Annotated in this window: 21 protein-coding genes, 1 tRNA gene and 4 pseudogenes; 13 read left to right on the plus strand and 13 right to left on the minus strand. The window is 61.0% G+C overall.

Annotated elements, in window-relative coordinates:
• Positions 1–149 precede the first annotated feature (149 nt).
• A complete protein-coding gene (locus INT40_RS18685; RefSeq protein ID WP_167854130.1) occupies positions 150–431 on the plus strand; it encodes a transposase in 282 nt (93 codons plus the stop codon).
• A 5-nt stretch (positions 432–436) separates the two neighbouring features.
• Positions 437–739, plus strand: coding sequence for a transposase (locus tag INT40_RS18690; RefSeq protein ID WP_135448095.1), 303 nt, complete (start codon positions 437–439; stop codon positions 737–739).
• 455 nt (positions 740–1,194) lie between these two features.
• Here the strand turns inward: INT40_RS18690 and INT40_RS18695 are convergent, their stop codons facing one another.
• Positions 1,195–2,394, minus strand: a complete 1,200-nt coding sequence (locus INT40_RS18695; protein ID WP_319022026.1) for an IS30 family transposase — start codon at positions 2,392–2,394, stop codon at positions 1,195–1,197.
• A gap of 80 nt (positions 2,395–2,474) precedes the next feature.
• Here INT40_RS18695 and INT40_RS18700 point away from each other — a divergent pair.
• From INT40_RS18700 to INT40_RS21070, 3 genes and pseudogenes are all read left to right on the plus strand, one after another.
• Positions 2,475–2,915 (plus strand): annotated as a pseudogene (locus tag INT40_RS18700) (transposase); the annotation flags it as partial.
• 44 nt (positions 2,916–2,959) lie between these two features.
• A pseudogene (locus INT40_RS21405) lies at positions 2,960–3,205 on the plus strand (IS3 family transposase); the annotation flags it as partial.
• 49 nt (positions 3,206–3,254) lie between these two features.
• Positions 3,255–4,022, plus strand: a complete 768-nt coding sequence (locus INT40_RS21070) for a helix-turn-helix domain-containing protein (protein ID WP_167854051.1) — start codon at positions 3,255–3,257, stop codon at positions 4,020–4,022.
• Here the strand turns inward: INT40_RS21070 and INT40_RS18710 are convergent.
• Together INT40_RS18710 and INT40_RS21075 are read right to left on the minus strand one after the other, a co-directional pair.
• The gene (locus tag INT40_RS18710) at positions 3,966–4,535 is read right to left on the minus strand and encodes an IS5 family transposase (RefSeq protein ID WP_264298434.1); all 570 of its coding nucleotides are present in this window, start codon (positions 4,533–4,535) and stop codon (positions 3,966–3,968) included. The two genes, INT40_RS21070 and INT40_RS18710, sit on opposite strands and share 57 nt — an antisense overlap.
• Positions 4,438–4,803: pseudogene (locus tag INT40_RS21075) on the minus strand (transposase); the annotation flags it as partial. The pseudogene INT40_RS21075 and the gene INT40_RS18710, both read right to left, overlap by 98 nt.
• On the opposite strand from INT40_RS21075, the gene INT40_RS18715 reads away from it, so the two are divergent.
• On the plus strand, positions 4,690–5,799 hold the full coding sequence (locus INT40_RS18715; RefSeq protein WP_226831660.1) for an IS30 family transposase: 1,110 nt from the start codon (positions 4,690–4,692) through the stop codon (positions 5,797–5,799). The pseudogene INT40_RS21075 and the gene INT40_RS18715 overlap by 114 nt on opposite strands.
• A gap of 30 nt (positions 5,800–5,829) precedes the next feature.
• Here the strand turns inward: INT40_RS18715 and INT40_RS18720 are convergent, their stop codons facing one another.
• The 3 genes and pseudogenes from INT40_RS18720 to INT40_RS18730 form a co-directional block, all read right to left on the minus strand.
• Entirely contained in the window at positions 5,830–6,240 is a 411-nt protein-coding gene (locus INT40_RS18720) for a hypothetical protein (RefSeq protein ID WP_193096732.1), read from the minus strand.
• A 54-nt stretch (positions 6,241–6,294) separates the two neighbouring features.
• Positions 6,295–6,606 carry a transposase gene (locus tag INT40_RS18725; protein WP_135446779.1) on the minus strand — a complete coding sequence of 104 codons (312 nt, stop codon included), beginning with the start codon at positions 6,604–6,606 and terminating at the stop codon, positions 6,295–6,297.
• Between the two features lie 69 nt (positions 6,607–6,675).
• A pseudogene (locus INT40_RS18730) lies at positions 6,676–6,798 on the minus strand (transposase); the annotation flags it as partial.
• Positions 6,799–7,789: 991 nt separating this feature from the next.
• Here INT40_RS18730 and INT40_RS18735 point away from each other — a divergent pair.
• Positions 7,790–8,359 carry a hypothetical protein gene (locus INT40_RS18735; protein ID WP_135446778.1) on the plus strand — a complete coding sequence of 190 codons (570 nt, stop codon included), beginning with the start codon at positions 7,790–7,792 and terminating at the stop codon, positions 8,357–8,359.
• A 1,840-nt stretch (positions 8,360–10,199) separates the two neighbouring features.
• Here the strand turns inward: INT40_RS18735 and INT40_RS18740 are convergent.
• Together INT40_RS18740 and INT40_RS18745 are read right to left on the minus strand one after the other, a co-directional pair.
• Positions 10,200–10,272, minus strand: a tRNA-Lys gene (locus INT40_RS18740).
• 125 nt (positions 10,273–10,397) lie between these two features.
• Positions 10,398–11,336: a hypothetical protein gene (locus tag INT40_RS18745; protein WP_240689114.1), complete on the minus strand. Its 939-nt coding sequence runs from the start codon at positions 11,334–11,336 to the stop codon at positions 10,398–10,400.
• A gap of 168 nt (positions 11,337–11,504) precedes the next feature.
• Between INT40_RS18745 and INT40_RS18750 the strand changes: the two genes are divergently transcribed.
• The 3 genes from INT40_RS18750 (at position 11,505) to INT40_RS18760 (ending at position 14,011) form a co-directional block, all read left to right on the plus strand.
• Positions 11,505–12,092: a hypothetical protein gene (locus INT40_RS18750; RefSeq protein ID WP_226831657.1), complete on the plus strand. Its 588-nt coding sequence runs from the start codon at positions 11,505–11,507 to the stop codon at positions 12,090–12,092.
• A gap of 239 nt (positions 12,093–12,331) precedes the next feature.
• Positions 12,332–12,997: a DUF47 domain-containing protein gene (locus INT40_RS18755; protein WP_226831658.1), complete on the plus strand. Its 666-nt coding sequence runs from the start codon at positions 12,332–12,334 to the stop codon at positions 12,995–12,997.
• A 3-nt stretch (positions 12,998–13,000) separates the two neighbouring features.
• The gene (locus INT40_RS18760; protein ID WP_101573872.1) at positions 13,001–14,011 is read left to right on the plus strand and encodes an inorganic phosphate transporter; all 1,011 of its coding nucleotides are present in this window, start codon (positions 13,001–13,003) and stop codon (positions 14,009–14,011) included.
• Positions 14,012–14,015: 4 nt separating this feature from the next.
• Here INT40_RS18760 and INT40_RS18765 read toward each other — a convergent pair whose 3' ends face one another.
• A complete protein-coding gene (locus INT40_RS18765; RefSeq protein WP_101573874.1) occupies positions 14,016–14,477 on the minus strand; it encodes a DUF4383 domain-containing protein in 462 nt (153 codons plus the stop codon).
• Positions 14,478–14,626: 149 nt separating this feature from the next.
• Here INT40_RS18765 and INT40_RS21270 point away from each other — a divergent pair, with 149 nt between their 5' ends.
• The 3 genes from INT40_RS21270 to INT40_RS18780 all read left to right on the plus strand — a co-directional run bounded on the left by INT40_RS21270 (position 14,627) and on the right by INT40_RS18780 (position 17,743).
• Positions 14,627–15,928 carry a histidine kinase gene (locus INT40_RS21270; protein WP_135446777.1) on the plus strand — a complete coding sequence of 434 codons (1,302 nt, stop codon included), beginning with the start codon at positions 14,627–14,629 and terminating at the stop codon, positions 15,926–15,928.
• On the plus strand, positions 15,925–16,563 hold the full coding sequence (locus INT40_RS18775) for a response regulator (RefSeq protein ID WP_101573878.1): 639 nt from the start codon (positions 15,925–15,927) through the stop codon (positions 16,561–16,563). The genes INT40_RS21270 and INT40_RS18775 overlap by 4 nt, the downstream gene beginning before the upstream one ends.
• 82 nt (positions 16,564–16,645) lie before the next feature.
• The gene (locus INT40_RS18780) at positions 16,646–17,743 is read left to right on the plus strand and encodes a hypothetical protein (RefSeq protein ID WP_135446776.1); all 1,098 of its coding nucleotides are present in this window, start codon (positions 16,646–16,648) and stop codon (positions 17,741–17,743) included.
• A 49-nt stretch (positions 17,744–17,792) separates the two neighbouring features.
• Here the strand turns inward: INT40_RS18780 and INT40_RS18785 are convergent, their stop codons facing one another.
• The 4 genes from INT40_RS18785 to pstB all read right to left on the minus strand — a co-directional run bounded on the left by INT40_RS18785 (position 17,793) and on the right by pstB (position 22,196).
• Positions 17,793–19,538: an ABC1 kinase family protein gene (locus tag INT40_RS18785; protein ID WP_135446800.1), complete on the minus strand. Its 1,746-nt coding sequence runs from the start codon at positions 19,536–19,538 to the stop codon at positions 17,793–17,795.
• Between the two features lie 63 nt (positions 19,539–19,601).
• Positions 19,602–20,159: a PadR family transcriptional regulator gene (locus INT40_RS18790; RefSeq protein WP_180959038.1), complete on the minus strand. Its 558-nt coding sequence runs from the start codon at positions 20,157–20,159 to the stop codon at positions 19,602–19,604.
• 258 nt (positions 20,160–20,417) lie between these two features.
• Positions 20,418–20,786 (minus strand): dihydrofolate reductase family protein, encoded by a 369-nt coding sequence (locus INT40_RS18795; RefSeq protein WP_240689120.1) that lies wholly within the window; start codon positions 20,784–20,786, stop codon positions 20,418–20,420.
• Positions 20,787–21,416: 630 nt separating this feature from the next.
• Positions 21,417–22,196, minus strand: a complete 780-nt coding sequence (pstB, locus tag INT40_RS18805; protein ID WP_135446775.1) for a phosphate ABC transporter ATP-binding protein PstB — start codon at positions 22,194–22,196, stop codon at positions 21,417–21,419.
• Between the last annotated feature and the right edge of the window lie 47 nt (positions 22,197–22,243).

The raw sequence follows: 22,243 nt of genomic DNA on the forward strand, positions 1-22,243 counted from the left end.
CGAGGTCGGGAAAGCCGACCACATGGCGAAGGGACTCAGTGCCGATTCCGCAATGGAAGTAGGGATGAAAAGGAGGGACGGGGATAAACCCTGAGTGGTGGACACGCTGGGTCTGGCCCATAATGGGCCGGAGAATGCGAGTAGAAACCATGCCAAAGAAGAAGTACTCCGATGAGTTCAAAGCCGACGCCGTCGAGCTGTACGAGACTCATACCGACATGTCCTATTCCCAAGTCGCCGTTGACCTCGGTGTCTCCAGAGGCGCGATCAAGACGTGGGTGTTCCAAGCGCGAAAGGCCGCTGGGAAGGTGCCGACGAGCACCGCTGATCACCTGGAGACGCCCGAAGACGAACTGGCTCGCCTACGAGTCGAGAAGGGACTGCTGAAGGTTTGGTTGACTTCACGACTGGATAAATTCCAGGAAGGATAGAAGTCATGCCAAAGATCTACACCGATGAGTTCAAACAATCAGCGCTCGAGCTCTTGGACGATGGAATGACCCAGAAGCAGGTGTGTGCCGACCTCGGTATCTCGAAGTCAGCTCTCCAGGCCTGGGTGCGTGACTCGCGGCTACGCGAGCACGGACTCGAACCCGCCCGTGATGTCGAGGAGTCACGCGCCCAGGCGGCAGCACTGAAACGCATTCGCGAGCTCGAGCGGGAGAACAAGATCCTCCGCGAGGCCGCAGCCTACCTCTCGCAAGCGAACTTGAAGCTCGGTGGCCATCACCCAAAATGATGTACCCGCTGGTCCTTGACCTTGCTGCCACCGGGGTGCCGGTGGCAGTGACCTGTCGGGTGCTCGGCTTTACCAAGCAGGGGTTCTACAAGTGGTGCGCTCATCCGGTTTCAGCTCGGGACTGGGACGAGGCACATCTGATCAATGCCGCCTACGACGTTCATACGGACGACCGGCGAGTTCGGGCACCGGTTCATCGCCGATGAACTCCACGCCGCGGGTCTGCAGACGTCAGAGCGTCGTGTGTGGCGATTGTGCTCGCAGCAGCAGTTGTTCTCGCACACGATCAAACGAGCCCGGAAACACGGCAAGAAGCCCGGCCCGCCAGTGTGTGACGACCTCGTCGAACGCGACTTCACTGCCAAGGCAATCAACGAGTTGTGGCTGACCGACGTTACCGAACACCACACCAGTGAGGGCAAGCTGTACATGTGCGCGGTCAAGGACGGGCGGTTTCAAGGAGCCAACGCAACACTGCTGATGAGTTGGTTCAGTCTCTCACGAGGAGTATGGAATCCGAGAGTCTTCCGAGGACGATCGTTGAGCTGATCGACCAGTCCCTCGATTGCGTCGTCGGAGACGTTATTGAAATTGGTGCCCTTCGGGTAGTAATCGCGGATGAGGCCGTTCAGGTTCTCGTTTGAGCCTCGCTGCCAGGGCGAATGCGGGTCACAGAAAAACACCGGGCATCCAGTCGCGATAGTGAAGTCCTTGTGTCTCGACATTTCCTGCCCCTGATCCCAGGTCAGAGTTTGCCGGAACTGTTCCGGGAGGCCCATGATCTGGTGCCGGATGACATCGATCACCGTGGCCGAGTCACGGGACCCGGGAAGGCGTTCTATCAACGCGAAGCGAGTGTTTCGCTCGACGAGCGTCACGACCCCGGAGTTATCGGGTCCGACAACGAGATCGCCCTCCCAATGCCCAGGGACAGCACGATCGGCAACGGCAGCGGGCCGGTCTGTGATCCGAGACCCCGCTAGCCACGGCCGGACATCGCGGGACGGTAGTCGTGAGGCCGGTGTTCGGCGAGTCCGGCCTGAACGCAACGCCTTGACCACGGTCAGTTCGTGGCGCAACGATCCCCGACCCTGGACATAGAGGGCTTGGTAGATCGTTTCGTGCGACACCCACAGCTCCGGCCGATCAGGGAACATTATTCGCTGCCTCCCCGCGACCTGTTGCGGAGAGTGCTTCTCATTCAAACCCGAGACAACGAGCGACCGCAACTCACTACAATCAAGCTTGCCAGTCCGTGTCCTCACGCGCGAGCGCATAGTGTGGTGATGCGCGACTCCGGCATGATATTTCGTTTCCCGCGACGCACCACGGCCTCGTCCACTTTCGACCCGGTGGCGTCGAAGCTCCCGTGAAACAGTCGATGCAGCGACACCAAGATGCCGGCCGATTGCCCGTATCGACCAGGCGGGCATGCTGTTGATTGCCATTTCGATGAAGACACGGTCTTCGTGGGCCAAGCGGCGGTACGCGCGTCGGGGATCTGGCACTGCCATTAAACTGTTGACGGGCTCGATGCCACCTCGGGCCCCCATTTGGATCACCATACCCGCTAGTCTTGCCCACTCGACGACCGCTCCCGTGTTCACACGGAACCGCCTCGCCGTTCCCTGTGCAGAAGCGCCCTCTAGGAGCATCGAATACGCGACGCACCGATCGTTCCAAGAAACCGTCACGACAACCTCCGAATGAAGGTGTTGCGTTGGCTCCTTGAAACCGCCACGTGTTCAGCAACAGAATCATCGGCTATGCCATCGATTCGAGGATGAAATCTCGCCTGGCTGTGGCGGCGATTGATGATGCTGTGGCCCGTCGTGGCGGGTCTGGAATGATTGCCGGGTGTGTCGTTCACTCGGATCGCGGCTCGCAATTTCGTTCTCGGAAGTTCCAGCAGGTTCTACGGCATTACGGGCTCGTCGGATCGATGGGTCGGGTCGGTGCTGCTGGTGATAATGCGGCGATGGAATCGTTCTTCGCCGTGTTGCAGAAGAACGTCCTCGATCGGGGCCGTTGGGACACGAGAGCGAGGTTGCGCACAGCGATCATCCACTGGGTCGAGCGGACTTATCACCGGAAGCGTCGACAGCGACGTTTGGGTAAACTGACCCCGGTTGAATACGAGCTTGTTCACCAAAAGGCCGTCGCCCTGGCGGCATAAACCCAGGAGTCAACCAAACCTTCAGCAGTCCCAACTATTCCTGTTACGGGGTGCGGAAGATGCGGAAGGCGATCAACCGCGAGTATGCGGACCGGTTCGGGAATATCGCTCGGTGCACGGTTGAGCGGTTGATGCGCCAGCTGGGTGTCGATGGTGTCCGGCGGAGGCGGAAGCGCCCGAAGACGGCCTCGGCAAGGGCCGAGGAGTGTCCGGAGGATCTCGTAGAACGCGAGTTCACAGCTGATGGTCCGAACTGTTTATGGGTCGCCGACATCACCTATATTCCGACCCCTTGGATTCTAGCCATCGTTGCAACACCCCAGATCAAGGGAGTGTGTGGTGGCTCGACCACGAGGCAAAGACAACGTCCAGTACAAGGCGAAAGAACGAGAGGAATTCTTCCGACGCCTCGATCGCGGTGGCACGATCCGTGCAGTCGCTGCCGAGCTCGGTGTCAGCGTGGACTCATGCTACCGATGGCGTCGCGAAGCAGGCATATCGACGCCACGAGGAAAAAATCGTTCCTACACTGACGAAGACAAGGCAGAGTTCTTCAAACGGTTGAAAGCCTCAGGCAATGTCTCCCTAGTCGCGAGAGAACTCGGATTCGTGCGAGTCACCTGCTACAAATGGGCCCACCAGGCCGGTATCTTCACCGGAACAGACACACGAGCCAAACGCGCACAGTTCAAAGCCCTCAGAGCCGCTGGCACCCCTCGCAGCAAGGCCGCTACGCAGGTCGGTGTCGATCAACGCTCAGCCCAGGACTGGGACAAAGACATCAAACAATTCACCGGCGGGCGCATCTATCCTGATAGACGGGTTGTTCGCTACCGGCAATCGGCGATACTGAAAACTGTGAACACCCCACGCAAAGCCTACACACGAGGCACTCCCGTCGATGTTGAGCGCCTCGAAACACCAATCGATTCCCGCTTCCTGAACCTGGACGAACGAGAGAAGATCCACGACCTGGCCAGGAACGGAGAATCGATGCGCACCATCGGAAAGGAGCTGGGACGAAGCCCGTCGACGATTAGGGCGTGTCTCTTAAATGGTTCTGAGCGTCAAGATCGTTGCTGCCAGCTGAACGCCACCCGCGAATGATCGAGCATGTTTGTCGAAGCGTGTGGCAATGCCTCGCCACTGCTTCAATCGGGAAAAGCCACGCTCGACGACATTGCGATCCCTGTATTTCTGGGCATCGAACTTCGGCGGTCTGCCACCAGAAGAGCCTTTCGCCTTTCTCCGTGCAATCTGATCGTCGCGTTCGGGAATCGTATGGGGTATCCGTCTGGCGCGCAGTCTACTGCGGGTCGATGGATGCGAGTACGCCTTGTCGGCTGCGGCATGGACTCTCATCCCGGGATGATCCGCACGATACTGATCCAGAAGCGGTATGAAGACCGGATTATCACCTGCCTGTCCGGGAGTGAGGACGAGATCGACGATGTTCATCCGAACGTTTGTCAGAGCATGGATCTTCGTCGAAATTCCTCCCCGGGACCGTCCCAGGGCGTGATCAGCAGGCTCGATCGGCGGATCCTTGTAGTTCAAACCTGCCCCCTGTGTGGCCTGTGGCTTGGGCACCAGCTGAGTCCGTGCGGGCACCGGCAGCATGTTGGTGGGCACGCACGATCGTAGAGTCGGCGGCGAGGAACTCCTCGATCGATTCCTCAGTGTCATCAGGAATCAGTCCAGCCTGGGCGACAGTTCGGAGGATCGCTTCGTAGGTGCCATCGGTGGCGTAGCGGAAGTGTCGTTTCCACACGGTCTGCCAGGGTCCGAACTCTTCAGGCAGGTCACGCCAGGGGCTACCGGTGCGGTAGCGCCAGCAGATGCCTTCGAGTATGAGTCTGTGGTCGGCCCAAGGGCGGCCGCGGCGCCCGGCTCGTTGCGGGAAGAGATGGGCGATCGCGTCCCACAAGTCGTCTGTGATCATTCTGCGAGTCGACATGCGGCCAGTGTTTCAACGCTCGCTACCTATATTAAGGAGACACGCCCTAGTCGGGAACTGGCACGCAATGCCACCATCACGCTGGGGTATCTTCCCTATACCGCGCATCGAATGGCGACATCTCGTCGGCCGCGGCCACGAGTGCGTAAGCTCGAAGCGGAAAGTAGGTTGCGCTCCTACATTCAGGGCAAGCTGAGCAAGAAGTGGTCACCGGAACAGATCAGCCACCGCCTGGTCAAGGACTTCCCCGATGATGAGGGAATGCGTGTGTGCACGGAAACGATCTACCAGTCGATCTACGTCCAGGGCCATGGCGGCCTGGGGCGCGAGATCGCGGCACTGATGCGTCGCGGACGTGCAGTGCGCAAACCCCGACGAGATCCAGCACACAGGACGAAACGGTTTGTCGATGAGATGGCCTCGATCGCTGACCGACCCCCTGAAGCCGATGACCGTGCCATACCAGGACATTGGGAAGGCGACCTCATCATCGGAACGAAGAGCAGGTCCGCGATCGCCACGCTCGTCGAAAGGTCCAGTCGGTTCGTGACTCTTGTCCGCCTTGCCCACGACCACACTGCCGAGACGGTCCGAGACGGTCTTGTGAAGACCGTCAGTGAGCTGCCCCAGACTCTGCGGCGATCGTTAACGTGGGACCAATGCACCGAAATGTCTGGACACGTCGCGTTTCATACAGCGACCAACATGGACGTCTACTTCTGCGACCCGGGCAGTCCCTGGCAGCGCGGGAGTAACGAGAACACCAACGGACTGTTGCGCCAGTACTTTCCCAAGGGCACCGATTTGTCCCGCCATGCTCCCATGGAGCTCGAGGATGTGGCTGCGGAACTCAATGCTCGACCACGAAAAAGTTTGAACTGGGAGACACCGGGAGAACGACTTCGTGCTTTACTGGAACCTCAGTAAGAAGCCCGGTGTTGCAACGACTGCTGGAATTCAAGCCGTGTGGTGCTCCGAGATATCGGTTAGCCAGAGCTGATTCGGGGCATCAGCTCTGAACTCGTGCCGTGTCTGACCGTCGGCATCGACAACCGCGCACAGATCGTCGTGGACGGGTGGACCGGGCTTCTTCCCGTTCTTGGCCCGGCCTTTGCCGAAAGCCGAGAACCAGGCATTGGACGAACACAACCGCCACGCAGTGCGTGCCGCCATGGGTTGCCCGCTCGCTTCGGCTTCGTCAGCGAGGTACCGGTATCCGAACTCCGGATCATCACGGTGGGCGTCGCACAAGGCGTTGGCCCGATACGCCTCGATGGCGTCGGCTTCGGGAATCGGTGCTGCCAGCCATCGGTAGTAGGGCTGGCGGGAGAGCTTGAGTACCCGCTCCCCCGCGCGCTTCGCTCTCAAGCGGGAGGTACCCCCTCTGACACCGCGACGGGATCCCGTCGACGGCGAGCTCTCTCACGAGCGGGTAGAGCACAATTGATCAGCAGGATTCGCCTGCGACAAATACGCGGCAGCACGGCGCAGGACCTCGTTCTCCTGCTCCAGCAGGCGAGTCCGCCGCCTTAGTTCTCGCAGTTCTGCGGATTCGTCGGTGGACTTGCCGGGTTTGTTGCCGGCATCGATCTCGGCCTGGCGCAACCATTGGTTCAGGGTGCCTACATGGATTCCGAAGTCCTTGGCGATCTGGGCGATCGTGGTCTTCGAGTCCCGATTCAAAGCGACCTGGATGACGTCGTCGCGGAACTCTTTCGGGTAGGGCTGGGGCATGGTGTCTATCCTTCCAGGCTTGCCTGTGTACAAGCCAGATTAGATGTCACCAAACCCTGCATCAGTCCCGTTCTGCGTGACCTTGCGCAACTGGTAGTTCAACGACTCGATCGCGTTCGTCGTATAGATCACCCGGCGCAGCGCGGGCGGAAATTGCAGGAACGGGATGAACCGGTCCCACGCGTTCTCGAACACCGCGAGAGCCGGGGCGATCCAGTCTGGCTCGATCGTTCCTTGTATTCGTTGCTGGCCTCACCGCGTGCGGCGAATGCCGAACTTCTCGGCTGAAATCATGGAGTGGGCGCGATTATTCCGGTATTGTCGGTTATTGAGAGAGAGGCAGCTTGCAATCTGAGGTGTACGGATTGCAGGTGAATTGTTCAATGGACATTGATTGGATGCAGTGTGACTTTCTCTCCGGCTCATCGTGGACGCCCGCGACTTCGACCCTTAGAGTCCGGGTCTGTTTGCAGGGTTGAGGTCCGCCTCCCCGTTGATACAGCCGCTCTGGTCTATGAGACTGCGGTTAAGCAAGATTCGACGATATCAGCGACAATGACATTGCTGATCAATGATGCCCTGAAACCGGAGGTGGTTGACTCGCCGGATAGTGCCTGAAAACGCTAGAGGATCCGAGTAGCAGCTCGGATCCTCTTCAACGTTGTTACTGCAGACCTGGCGTTCTGCTCATTTTTTGAACTGATCTTTTGGAGGGACCAGTGCGTCCATTATGCCCTTTTACTCTAACGCAGGTCAATGATCATGTTCCACTCAACGTCGTGTGCGTGTTCTTATGGTCGGCATAGTCTCGATTGGTGGCCACCGGGTCAGCGATCCCCGTATCGTCGTCGCGGTTTATGAACCGTCATCAGCATCGGTGAGTCCGGCTGAGTGGAACGCGATCCGGACAAAAGTTCGTGCGGTTGTTGGGAAAGCTGAACACGGGTCGCCGCGTGCAGCTTTGTTCGCCGCCCGTTATACGACTCAACTCACGGCGTGGGCAATTCGGCAAGATGTCCCATTGGATATGGGGCGAATTATGTCGTCGGATATGATCGACCGTTTCGTCGCGACGGGTCTCGGGAATCTGCAGTGGAGCAGTAAGAGCTCAGTGCGGTCGCATCTATGGCGAGTAGCCCGGGCCCAATCGTCGGCGGAGCCCCCGCCAGTGAAGTATCCGAGATTGTCAACGCTGTCGGCCCCATACAGCGGCGACGTCATCGCGGGTTTTTGGGAAGCGGCACAGGCGCAGTCTAATGATCGTAGGCAGCGCGTGTTGACTACCGTATTGGTTCTCGGTGCTGGGGCTGGGCTGAAAGCTTCTGAAATCCTCTCGGTGACTGCGGCCGAACACGTGGGACGGCACCCCGGTGACAAGCGGTTGTGGGTCATCAAGCTTTCGGATCGGATTGTTCCCGTCCGAGTCGCATTCGTGGAGGCGCTCAAAGACTTGTGCTCTAGGTATCCTGTGGGGCCGCTGATTGGACGAGTATCTCAGCGAGTCAACGATCCCATGGGGGCAATGATTAAGGGCATTGAATTGCCTGCTCATCTTCCGCCACTGCGGTGCCGGCGGCTGCGCATCACTTGGATGGTCAGCATTCTCAGCGACGACGTCCGGATCAGTGAGTTCCAAACTTTGGCGGGCACAGTATCGGCGAAGTCCCTTGAAGGGCTCGCTCCCTACATTCCTGTCCGGGTTAAAGATCGCGAGTATTTCTTCAAAGCGGCTGGTCTCGATGCCCAGGCGTGAACCTGCCATCGTTGATCCTGTCACCAATCAGGTTCTTCGGCGTGCAATCGCAGCGGTAGATTCTGAGTTCGCTGCCACGGTTCAAGAGCGGATGACTGCCACTGTTGGCCGTCACTGGGCAGTCTTACTGGCCAGGAGTGGGCATTTCTACTGTCCGCCTATGGGCAGTTTCCCATGGCCGCCAACAAATGGGCTACTTCGTACTCGCAAGTGGATCGGGCACTGGTAGACCTGTCTCGTTCCGTTGAAGAAACGATCAATTTTGAGACTGGTGAAATCGTACCGCCGAGACTGGGGATGACCCTTGACGAACTCACGACTCTCATTGTTAGTGGTGTCCTCCCTCAGCATCTGAAGGCTCGACCGAGCGTGGCGGTGGACTCGACTGACTATGAAGCTCATACACGCCGTCGAGGTTGGGGGACGGTGCCCGATATTGCGCCGGGGTCACTGCCTGAACCCGAGGTGAAACTCTCGAAATCTGGTACCAACGAACCCGGGTTCCCACGTGTAGGTCACGATGGGCGTCGGCAATTCTCGGTGGATCCCGATGCGCGAGAAGGATATCGGGCAGGGAAGAATTTTCTACCGAAGGCGGTGTTTGTTGGGTGGGATCTCCATTTTGCTACCTGTGTGTCAGAAGACCCTTCCGAGACGCTTGCGCCGTTGACTACGGCGTTCTCGATCCGGCCAGCTGGCGGCTACAAGGCAATTGGGGGACTGGGCGTTCTTGATGCTCTGTCTCGGCACGGTTGTCGACCCACGACTGTATTGGTCGATCGTGGTTATTCGTACCTGAGAGTGGAGAACTGGGCGCAAGAACTCGGCAATCGTGGCATTGAGCAAGTATTCGACCTGCATACCAATCAGCGAGGTGTCCGTCCGGGCCCGAAACCGCACACCATTTTTGTTGACGGTGCACTGTTCGTTGACTCCCTGCCGACTCGGCTGCGAAAGCTTCCTGGTTTCCGGGTTGGTGACACCAAAACTGAAATTGCGGAGAAAGTCGCTAAGTACGACGAACGCTTGCCGTACCTCTTTGCTCGGCAGGGACCTGCAGATCTCCATCGCGGGACTCAAAGAGTGCGGGGTCCGGCGCTGACCGGTCGAGTTCGGTGCCCGAACAACGAGAAATCAATGCGCCTGAGTCCTGCGACACGACCTACGCTTGACTGTGATCCCGACGGTTGCGCTTGCTCGTTGGCACCGACTCTGGGTCCTGGCGATTACCTGCAACTTCGTCAGAGGCACCCGTACGGGACGAGGAAGTGGAAGTTGGACTACAACCGACGAAACCACGTCGAGTCCTACAACGCCAGCGTTAAATATCATCATTCTCGATTGGCTCGTGGCAGTACCCGAGTGCTCGGGACGAATAAAACCGGCATTCTGGTCGCGCTGCTAGTCGCTGCAAATAATATAGAAGTCTTGATCTCGGCATACGAATGGGATCCGGGGGCACCGAATGTTCCCGCTGAAGAGGTAATCTGGCGTCCGTCAGGGCCGCAACGGTCCAAGACTCGTCCATTCGCTCATAGAATCAGGCGGAAATCAGACCAACCGCCACCGGGTAACGCTGATGACGATATCAATTGGCTGAAGCCATTTTCCACTTCAAGTAACTGACACTCTCAAGGCGAAGGCCAGTGCCCGAAATCGATCTCAAACGGGTACGGGCTCGCTGTTTGGGTGAATTTTTGGGAGCCATGGGCTCGGCGCTGTCGTCAATCTCAAGCAACACAGCCGGATCGACGCTGTAATCGAAGATTTTGCACATGCCCAGATGATGTCGCGGAATTTCGCGAACCTACTCCCCGAAATTTCGAGAACTACCCCTGGGTGGGCCCCGTGGGGATCGAACCCACGACCCACGGATTAAAAGTCCGTTGCTCTACCAACTGAGCTAGAGGCCCCGCCTCAACACGACCGCATGAACATGCGTCATAACGGTGTAGTTGGAGACTCAATAATATTAGAGGTAAGGGGCCCGAATACTCAAACTGGTTCGCGGCGATGACCTGCGGACTTCACACGTCGATCATTTGCCGAGTTCGGGATGATCGTCACCGGTGTAGGTGCGAGGCAGGGCATCCGGTGCGGTGAGATCCTCCTCGGCGGCTTCATCGATGACATCTGATTCGATGGCCTTGTTCTTCTTGATCTTTCCGCGCAGTGCGGCAATGTTCTTCAGACCTGCCAGCAGCTTGCGGTCCTTCTTCGGCGCGACGAACTCGGGGTCGGTCTCCAGCGGGAAGATCGCAGGTGCGGCCCCGAAGGCCTCGGTCGACTCATTGGCCACCTTGCGGGCCATCTGAGCATTGACCACACCGCCGATGACCGCGCCGATGCCGAAGGGCATCAGGCGACCGACGAGTGAACCACCGGCACGTGCGGCGAACTTGCGGACGAAGGTTTTGCGCAGCTTCCGCACCAACAGGTCGACCACTGGAGCCGGCAGCTGCTTGGTCACTGTCGACCCCCAACTGCCGAACATCGACTCCGTACCGCCGGATTGCTTGCCGAACTTCTGGACAAGATTCTTCCCGTCCTTGCCGAGCATGAGCCCCAGCACCAGCGCATTCGCACGTTTGGCATCCTGGACGGGCAGTCCGTGGATCTCGGAGATCGCCTGCGCGAACAGCGCGGTGCCTTCGAGGAATCCTGCGGTCTCAGCAGTGGCAACGCCCAAGGCGGCTGTCGTGCCGAGCCCGGGAACAGCGGCGGTGGCACCGACTGCTGCGCCACCCGAGGTCGTCAGCGTGAGATAGTGCCGACGGATGATCTTGATGAGTTGCTCCGGAGTCGCCTCCGGATTCCGGCGACGCAGGCTGCGCACATAGGCCAGAGCCACTGGGCGCTGGACCGAGAGAAGCCTCGACAGCATCGACTGGGCGCGGGGATTGAGGGACCCGTCTTCATTGACAGCGAACTTCGCTGCCTTGTCCAGGCCCTTCTTCGCCACTGATGATTTTGCCACGGGAGTTCCTCTTCGTTGTCTGCACTCGTCGCCTGCTGGTCGCAGACACGAATTTGTCACCAGTTTAGTAGTCGCCACTGTGAACCGGGCGAATGCGACCTGACCGGGAGGCGATCACTGACTCTGAGCTATTCACCGCCGCGAGCGGGGGACTAGACTGCTCTGACGATGACACAGCCACGCTTCCACCGCCCGATACCCCTGGCCGATCTCGATTCCATCAGCGATTCGAGTGACCCGGTGACCAGATCAGAGACCTCTCATGCAACCGCGGCGCTTCTCCTCGGAGACTCGCGCGGTCAGCGTGATGAGGCCGCGACGAAACGGTTCGTGGAGTTGGCTGATGACATCGGTCTCGAGGTCATCGCCGAAATGTGGTCAGCGGCACCCGCCGTCTCCGCACCGGGAGCGCTGTGGCGACTGTATGCACTGCGCGAATGGATCCTCACCTCTCCGCGCGAGCTCGCCGACATGTTCTCCGCCGGGCAGCGCCAGATGACCGATGGCCTCGGACTCGACGACATCCTCGCCGGGGTTGAGCTTCCTGCAGGTCCCGACGAGGTGGCTCGTGCCATCGATGAGATCCTGGCCGGAGCCTTCCGAGGGGACGTCGTCATCGCCCTCCTGCGTGCTGCTGCGTTCGTCGGCATGTGCGCCGAAGGCACCGACAGTTCCGGGGCCGCCACTCGGCTGCGCCAGTTCGCGAAGGATCTCAAGGACGCCGCGATCTCCCACCGCCACGGTGGACTGGACTGAGCGAACAGCCTGACCCTATGTGGGGAACCTGACCCCTTGCGCGAATTGTGAGATTTTCAACTCCCGTTCACCCGCATCGGCGGTGGACTCATGGGTGAGAACGAGTATCGTTGTGCGTGGCCCTTGTGGCCACCGGACGCTGGATCTGAAGCCCCGGGCTCCAAATTCAGCCGCTTCGAGCGGCCTACCGCCGAGAGGCGCTCTCGGTTCAGCGTCCGGCACAATACAATTGAAGCAACATGCACATTCGTCCGGCGCGACCGGGCCCCGGGCAGGAGGAGCGCATGCGGCTCAAGCGAGTACCGCAGGACACTGTCTTCTACGAACGTCTCTCCGATCTGGTCGGGCAGATGAGGCAATGCAATCTGGTGCTTGCTGAACTCTCCGGCATCGAAGTCAGCGAACGTCGGCAGGTCGCAGACCGTCTCCGTGAGATCGGCGATCAGGCCGATGAAGACATGGGCGCCGTGCTTCGCGCGCTCCGCGAGAACTACATCACCCCCTTCGACCGCAATGACCTGTACCTGCTCGGTCATCACATGCGCGACATCTGTCACCTTCTCCACGGTGCCGGATTCGTCCTCGCCTCCGAAGCCTTCGACGAACTGCCTTCGGGCGTCCTCGAGACCCTGGCAGTCCTGTCCAATCAGACGGACCACACCTCCAGGATGGTCACTCGGCTGCCGGGAAAGCTCGATCAGTGGGACTACGTCGACGCCATCAACCGCCTCACCTACCAAGTCGAAGCACTGCAGTGGCGGATGTCCGACGCTGTGCCGAACTCGAAGCGCGGCCTGACGTACATGACCGCGGTCTCCCAGCTGGGGCAGGCCTTCGTTCGTGCCGCATACGGCTTCACCGAGCTGGGCAAGGTCGTCGCCGCCATAGCGATCAAGGAGTCGTAGTCCGTGGATCTGCTCTTGGCGGGAGTCATCGTGACCGCGGTGATCTTCGCCGGTTCGAACGGTTTCCATGATGCTGCGCTGACCATCGGCAATGCCGTCGTCGGACGTTCCATCAACCCTCGGTGGGCTCTGGGGCTCGCCGTCGTCTTCAACTTCATCGGGGCGCTGCTGGGCGAGGGGATCGCCTCGGTGGTGGCGAACCAGATCGTCCATTTCGACGGTGACCCCGAGGTTATCCTCACCTCTCTGATCATCGCCTTCGTCGCCGCAACGGCGTGGAGCCTGTTCACGTACTACCTGGCGTTGCCTGTGTCCTCCACGCACTGCCTTATCGGCGGCTTGCTGGGCGCAGGCATCGTGCTGGGCTTCACGGTCAACTCCGCCGAGGCCCTCAACTCTGTGATTCTGCCGCTCGTGATCTCACCGATTCTCGGGTTCGTGCTGTCCTGGGGGCTCACGGCTCTGTTGTCGAAGACCTTTGCAGCTTCACCGCCCAAGCCGCTCTTCCGGGGTGCCCGCATGGTCGACTCGGTGCTCACCGCTTCTCTGTCGCTGGTCCACGGTGTTCAGGATGCGCAGAAGATCGCGGCCCTGGTCATGGTCGGTCTCTTGGCAGTCGACGCCAACCCGTACACGGAGCTCTCCGTCATCGAGATCTCTTGGCCGGTGCGACTGCTCATTGCCGCAGCCTTGGCGATCGGCACCGGCCTGAGCGGCTGGCGGGTTGTGCGCACACTGTCGGTGCGCATGGCCGGGCTCGATCCGCTGAAATCGGCGGCGGCCGACGGCACCGCCGCGGTACTCATGTACACGGCGGCACTCATCATGCGGGTGCCGGTGTCGCTGACCTTCATCCTCGGATCGGCGATTCTGGGCACTCAGTACGCCGGACGCAAGGGACGTGCCCGCGCCCGTTTCATCCTGCCCGTCGCCGGGGTCTGGGTGCTGACCATCCCCGCGGCCGCGGCATTGGCGATCTGCATCGGCCTGGCGGTCAGGCTCTTCACCGGTTAGAGCCTCACTTTCGTGGCGCGGTGTGAGCCTTCCGGCCGAAGATGATTCCGGTCGTGACCATGGCTACCGAGAGGACGAAGTGAAGCCAGTTGTCGGCGGTGTTGAGCGGAACGAAGTTGCCCATCGATTCCATCGGAACGACAAGTCCGTAGATCCACAGCACCGCGTAGACGATGCCGCCGACGATGAGGTAGGTCTTCGCCAAACCACGTGACCTGAGTCCGAGGAGTCCAACGAGGCCGAAGAGCAGGTGGACGATGTTGTGCAGTACTGAGACCTGGAAGATCCCCAGCAGTGCGGCTTGCGAATGGTGCCCGGCGAACATCATCGTGTCCAAGTCCGTGGTGATGCCCGGGATGAAGCCCAGGATGCCCACCAGGAGGAACACGGCACCAAAGAGGCCTGAGACGATCTGGACGCTGGTGCGGGAAGTGTGAGCTGATGATGAAACTGTGTGAGTGCTCATGACGATCCTTTCGAAGACTCTCGTCGTACATCACCTGATTCGGAGCGGATTGTGGCGTGGATGGGTTCGGTCGAGGATTTTCTGCCGTGGTTTTCTAATGCACCCGGTATTCCGGGCTGATCGAGTGCTGCGACGGTAGTCTGGTGACGGTGAAGGCTCGCGTGGCAAAGCTGTGGCGCAGGCTGCTGGTCCTGCTGATCGGCGGCGTCATCGCTGTGCCCTACGCGGCGGTCGTGATTTGGATCGTGACTGCATCGAACCAGGTCGGCAACCGCTCCGATTCGCTGACCATCATCGTCGTCGGCATCATCGCTTTCGTGCTGCTGTGCGTCCCGGCATTCCTCGCCGTCATCCGCGCCCTCGAACGCACACTGGCTGAGCAGCTGCTCGAACTGAGAATCACCACCCCGCCGAGGCGGCCCCGAACGGCCGATCGGCTGCGCGGTGCCCTGTTCTACTTCGGTCACACCTTCGCCGGCGCACTGCTCCTCTTCACGACCGTCGTCCTCATCCCCGCCGCCATCGTTCTAGGCGCCGATCCCCAGCAGGCTCATGAACTCTCCAACGGTCTGATCGGAACCGAGACTCGCCCTGCAGCCACCGTGCTGCCCGCAGGGCTGATCCAGGCTCTCGCCGTGGGAATCCTGCTATTGTGCATCGCCGTCATCGTCGTGGAGGGATACTTCCTGCCGAACTATGCGCTCGTTCTTCTCGGCCCATCTGCGGCCGACCGCGCTGAGCTCGCTGGTCGCGAGCGGGCCCGCCGGTTCCGCCGCACGGTGCTTGCCCGCGAGGTCCACGACTCGATCGGCCACGCGCTGACCGTGACGACGATGCAGGCGGCTGTGGCCAAGCGCGCACTGCAGACAGACCCCACCCTCGCCGAGGCGGCCGTTGACGAAATCGCCCGCACCGGACGTGAGGCGGTGGCCGAGTTGGACCACGTTCTCGCGCTGCTCCGCACGGAGGCCGATCTGGAGGCAGGCGATGGCACCGTCATCAGTGCGGAAACGGCACAGCCACCTCGGCGAACGATCGAAGACTTCGAGGTCCTGGCCGAGGAAGCGAGGTCAGTTGGGCACCCGACTCAGCTGAGAATCAGCGGCGATATGGGCTCATTGTCTTCAGCTGTGGCGCACGAGCTGCATCGGATCGTGCGGGAGGCTCTGACGAACTCGCTTCGCCACGCTTCAGACCCGGGGGCATCGGTGTCGATCAGCGTCGATGCGAGATTCGTGACGTTGACGGTGAGCAACGCCTGCGTGGTGAACACCAGTGGTGCGAGGAGCAATGCGGGTGCAGGCCGTGGTCTGCAGGGGATCAGAGAACGTGTTGAGCTCTTCGGCGGGGAAGTTCGGTGGACTGCAGATGGTGGCTCATGGACGCTTGAGGCCGTGCTGCCGACAGACAGCGGCATTGTACGAGTTGCGGACGAGGAGAGGCAGACATGAGCATCAGGGTGGTCCTCATCGACGATGAGCCGTTGGTCCGTGCCGGGCTCGCGGCGATCATCGACTCGGACATCGGACTCGAAGTGGTCGGCGAGGCCGGCGATGGTGCCGACGCCATCGACCTCGTCCAGCGCACGCAGCCCGATATCGTCATCATGGACGTGCGCATGCCGCAGCTCAACGGACTCGAAGCGACTCGATTGCTCGTGGCGCGGCAGGACCCTCCTCGCGTGCTTATCCTGACCACCTTCGACAGCGACGACTACGTCTTCGAAGCGCTGCGTGCCGGTGCCGATGGCTTCGTCCTCAAACGGGCCCAGCCGGAGGAACTCATCCGCGCCGTGTACGTCGTGGCCAGTGGGGAAGTACTCCTGTATCCGCAGAAGGTGCGTGAGATGGCGGCTGAGGCGGGGAGGCGCGAAGATCTGGCAAGTGTTGCCCAGCTGAGCGATCGCGAGCAGGAGGTGCTCTCACTCATGGCGCGCGGACTGAGCAATGTGGAAATCGCCGGTGAACTGTTCCTCGGCAGTGAGACGGTCAAGACCTATGTGAGCTCGCTGCTCGGCAAGCTCGGCGCCAGGGACCGGACTCAAGCCGTGATCAGAGCCTTCGAATCGGGATTCATCACCCCCTGAGGGGCATGCTTCACCCTGTGAGGGATGCCGTTCACCCGTTCGGGGGAGTCTGCCAGGACGGCTTCGGAGCGAGCGTTGAAGCATGAAGACAACACAGAGCTATACACAGTCAGCCTATCCATCTCAATCGACGCAGCCGCTCAACCTCGGTGTCATCATGATCGGCCTGAGCGCGGTCTGGTCTCTGACCATGCTGGTCGTCTCCGTGCTGTGGGGGAGCGGACTACTGCTTCCTCCGTTCGGTCATGCGGAACCGGGCGAATACAATACGCTGTTGGACTATCTCTCCATCCCTGCTGGAGCAGCACTGGTCGGGTCCTGTGCGCTGTTGAGCCTGACTCTCGCAGCGACCCTCCTGACCCTGCCGCGACTGCGCGGCAGAGCCGTCGCAGCGGCTGGAATCTTCGCGGTCTTCCTCACCCTCGTCACCACCGTGGTCTTCACCGACACATTGGTGTTGGCGTACCTCGGCTACACGCTGAGTCTGCAGTTCCCACCGATTCCCGTCGCAGTGCTCTGGCAGGGATTCATGCTGCTCGGCCCGGGGCTGTGGATAGCGGTGTGGGCATCGTTGGAGAGCCGCCGGCGAAGCTCCAGGGCAGGCGCCGATGCTGCGGTCGTGGATGCCTCTGTAGCCGATGCCTCCACTGCGGGGGTGATCTCAGTGGATGCAGCGGAGGGTCGCCAGCCAGTCCGAGTCAGTGCCAAGATCGCCGTCGGCGTGGCCGTGGCTGTTCCCGTCATTTATGCATCCACTCGTATTCTGTGGGCACTGGGTATCCCATTCGGCCTCAGCCCCGAGTTCTATTCCGAAGGCCTCCAGGTCGGGATGTGGCATTCAGGTCTCGCCTTGGCGATCGCCGGACTGCTCGGAGCGCTGCTGACCCTGGGGCTGGTGCAGAGATGGGGAGAGAGATTTCCGCGTTGGACAGGGCCGTTGGTAGGACGACGTGTGCCCATCCTCCTCGCGACGATACCCGCCGGCATCGTCACATTGGCGATGTTCACCGGAGGCATGGGCATGATCCATTCGGTTCTGCTCAACGGTGTCAGCATCGATGGCAACTGGGTGACGATCGGCCCGACTCTCCTGTTCCCGCTGTGGGCTCTGGCGCTCGGTTGGGCGACCTATGCCTACCGTGCCAGGCGACTTGATGCCCGCGCTTTTCGGCGGCAGTGACGGGCCGATTCCGCGTGCGCTGCTGGTGGGGCAGGATGACCGTGTGGTTTCACTGGCGGCGGTGTCGGCGGCTGAGCGTCCTGTGTCGTACCAGGGTGGCCAGACTGTAGATGAGCGCCGGCGCCGAGGCGATGAGCAGCGCCACGCCGCCCAGCCTCGTCGTCGGCAGCAGCACCGCACCGCCGATGACGAAACCAGTGAACAGCACGGCCGAGATCACCCCGCGGGCGAGGAGCTCGAGGCCGGCGACCCGCCGATCCAGTTTGGGCGTGGCCACCGAAAGTTCGCCATCCTCGAGCCTCTGCACGAGGCTGTCGAGGCGTCCCGGCAGGCCCAGCGTCAGGCGTACGAAGTTGATCGCCTCTTTCGCAACTGTTCCGGCGGCGCCGCCCTTCTCCTCTTCGATCAGCTCGCTCGCATAGGGTTCGACGACCTCCCAGATATTGAACGAGGGGTTGAGCGAACTGCACAGACCCGAGACCATGGACAGTGAGCGAATGATGAGGAAGAGGTTCTCCGGCAGCTGCACGGGCAGGTCGCGCACCACCGTTTCGAAGTCCGTGGAGAAGGCCCGCAGCTCCTTTTCGTCGACGTCGCGCAGCTGGGCGAACCCCATGCCTCCGAACCGTGCGAAGAGCCCTGTGAGAGCGCGTTCGAGTTCTTCCGTGTCCGCGCCGTCGAGCAGCACTCCGATGAGTTCGACGCTGGCGACGAGACGGCGGGAGTCCCGCAGCGCCACGGCGATGATGAGCTCTCGCATGCCCGCCCGCAGGTTCTCGGGCACATGCCCCATCATCCCGAAGTCGACGAAGGTCAGATGCCAGCTCGCACTCGCCGCGGTGGTGGCTGGGTGGACGGGGGTGACGAAGAGATTGCCGGGGTGAGGATCGGCGTGGAAGAACCCATTGCGGAAGAGCTGGTCGAACATCGTATGCGCAAAGACCGCAGCCACCTCGTGGGGATCGATCCCGGCTCGATGCAGTGCAGTGACATCATTGGCCTTGATCGCGGTGACATCTTCCATGGTCAACACCTGTGGCGTGGTCTGCTCCCAGACGATCCGCGGAGCCTGCACCCGGGTCGAGCTGGACGCAGAAGAAGCGGTGTCTGCCGACGCAGACGCAGCCTTCGATGCGGCCGCCGAAGACGCTGCCGACGCTGACCCCGAGCTTGCCGAGGATGCAGCCGCGTCCATGGCGAAGGTCTCCGCATTCGCGGCCTCATGCAGATAGTCGATCTCTTCGAGGCTGACATGGGCGAACTCTTCGACCAGTGCCGGCATATCGACACGGAGGGAGACGAACCGGACTCGAGAGAGCCACCCGGCGATCCGACGCAGGGCACGCAGGTCGACGCCGACGACATCGGCGATGCCGGGACGCTGGACCTTGACGACTACCTCGGCGAATCCGAGTTCCGCGGCCACCTCCGGGTTCAACGTGGCCGCATGGGCCTGACCCAAGGATGCGGCAGCCAGTGGGCGGGGCTCGAAGGAGACGAAGGCAGTTCTGAGTTCCATCCCCAGCTGCGCCTCAGCGAGGGTGCGGATCTGTTCGAACGGGACAGGTGCGACCTCGTCCTGCAGCCCCTCCAGCTCCTTGGTGATCTCGGGCGGCAGAACATCCATCCTTGAGGAGAGGAACTGACCGACCTTGATCATCAGTCCGCCGAGCTCCACGGCCAGGGTGCGAAATCGCTTGGCCGTGGAACGCCAACGGTCTATCCGGCCTCGTGCCGCGAACCGACCCAGGCCGATCCGCGGCAGCGTCAATTCGAACCACCACGCCATGACCATCTGAGCCGCGGCGAAGCGGAGGATCCGACCGTAGCGAGCCCGGAGGGTTCTCTCCCTCACGCGTCAGTCCTCGGCGAGGATCGAATACAGTTTGCGCTTGGTCTCCTCGAGCACGGTGACCGCCTCGGCGACCTGTTCCTTGTTGCCGGAACGGCCCACCTGAGCTGCCGCTTGAGCCAACTCGACGCCTGCCTTGGCCAGATTCGCGGCCCTCGGCGCTTCGGGTTTCTTCGTCGTCTCCCACGGAGCACTTGACCCCTGCTCGGAATCGACCTGTTCGCGGCCGGCCTCGGTGAGCGAATAGGTCTTACGTCCGCTGGAGGACTCCGCACTGATGAGTCCCTCATCCGTGAGCAGCTGCAGCGTCGGATAGACCGATCCCGGGCTGGGCTTCCAGCTGCCGCCGCTGCGTTCTTCGATCTCTTGGATGATCTGGTAACCGTGCATGGGTGCCTCAGCCAGCAGTGTGAGGATCCCGGCGCGGACGTCTCCGCGGTTCATGCGGAAAGGCTGCTTGGGGTTGAAGGAAGAGCGCAGCTGCTCCATTGCCTCCCAGATGTTGGCACCGCCCCAATCGCCGCCTCGGCGAGAGAAGCCTCCGTGATTGAATGGCTCGTTCATGATGACCTCCAGGTCTGAATGTATCGCTCTGACGATATATAACGATATATCGGCGATGTGTTGTTGGGAAGATCATTCGGTTGATTGCGAAGGCAACTCCCAGACCATGTTCAGACGCGCAGGAAGAAGGGAATCAATCTGACCTCGACGCTGCCGGCAGCTATCAGGCTGGCCGACAAGCATCAGTGGTGACGGCGGTTATCAGGCTGGCGAACAGATATCAGTCTTGTCGGAAGTGATCAGTTCTGCTGGAAGTCTTCAGTCTTGCCGAGGCCCATTGGTCACGAGCAGGTTGCCTTTGGAAGTGTTCTGCACGTCGGTCAGAGACAAGCGCTTGGGTGCATCGCCATCGAAGATCCCACGGCCGGCACCGGCAACCACGGGATGGAGGGCCCGGGTCAGTGCGTCGATGAGTCCCGCCTCGAGCAGCTGACTGACAATGGACAGTGAGCCCTGTACTGCGATGTCTGCTCCGGTGCCTTCCTTGAGCGTCCTGACATAGTCAACGGGATCTCCGGTGATGAGCGTCGAATTGGACGATGTGAGATCTTCAGGGGACAGGGTCCTCGAAGCGACATGCTTCGGGGCGGAAGCGACACCGTCGACCGAATGGAACAGGCTGGAGATGAGTTAGCGCGTCATGGGATTCTCCTGATTGAGCAATCTGCACAGCCGATTGGCGGTGCGGCGAATTGGCGGTACGGCTAAGTGGCGGTACGGCTAAAAACGCAATTGCAGTTCTCATCATGTACTTCGGTTGTGAGGCTGTCGACCGTGAAGTCAAAGGGACTGCATTGTGCTCGGGCTAGAGCTGCCGTGCTCGTGGGGAGTAGTGGTCACCGCTGGCCCGCAGCCCGTGTGGCTTCCACGATGCGGCAGTCGTAGAGACGGCGCCCTCGCGGGGTGACTCCAGGCCGTGAAAGCAGGCAACGGTTGGTAACTTCGTCTCGATCCATGCGCCGGGATCGAGATGAAGTTACCAACCGTTGGGCATTCTCGCTGGGAACTGCGGCCTCCTCGCCGGGAGCTCGGTAGCCCTCGGACGCCCTCCACCCTGCTCTTCACCAGCCCATAGACCTCACGAGCCCCACGGGCCCCACGCACCCCACGCACCCCACGCACCCCGCAAGCCCCACGGGCCCCACGGGCCCCACGCGCCCCGCAAGCCCCACGGGCCCCACGGACCCCGCAATCCCCACGGGCCCCACGGGCCCCGCAATCCCCACGGGCCTCACGGGCCCCGCACGGCCCCTCAGATCACCCGAAGCGGCCGGAGATGTAATTCTCTGTCTCTTCCGTCTCGGGGTTGGAGAAGATCGTCGAAGTCTCGTTGAACTCGATGAGCTTGCCGGGCTTGCCGGTGCCCGCGATGTTGAAGAACGCGGTCTTGTCGGACACGCGAGCGGCCTGCTGCATGTTGTGAGTGACGATGACGACCGTGTACTGGTCCTTGAGGTCGTTGATGAGATCCTCGATGGCCAGGGTAGAGATCGGGTCGAGAGCGGAACACGGCTCGTCCATGAGTAGGACCTCGGGCTCAACGGCGATCGCACGAGCGATGCACAAGCGCTGCTGCTGACCACCGGAGAGCCCAGAACCAGGCAGGTTGAGGCGGTCCTTGACCTCGTTCCAGAGGTTCGCGCCGCGCAGTGCACGCTCGGTGAGGTCATCGGCCTCGGGCTTCGACATGCGACGGCTGTTGAGGCGCACCCCGGCCAGCACATTCTCCTTGATGCTCATCGTGGGGAAGGGGTTGGCACGCTGGAAGACCATGCCGACCTCACGGCGGACGTTGACCGGGTCCACACCCGAGGCGTAGATGTCATTGCCGTCCATCAGGACCTGGCCGGAGACGCTGGCACCCGGAATCACTTCGTGCATCCGGTTGAGTGTACGCAGCACGGTGGACTTGCCGCAGCCCGACGGGCCGATGAGGGCGGTGACCGAGCGCGGCTTGATCTGCATCTGCACACCGTCGACGGCCCGGAAGTCGCCGTAGAAGATGTCGAGATCCTTGATGTCGATCTGTTTGGACAATGTGTTTCCCTATCTGTGGAATGTCTGAAACAAGTAAGAGGTGCGGC

Source organism: Brevibacterium sp. FME17 (assembly GCF_014897515.1).
In the GTDB taxonomy this organism is placed as follows: Bacteria; Actinomycetota; Actinomycetes; order Actinomycetales; family Brevibacteriaceae; genus Brevibacterium.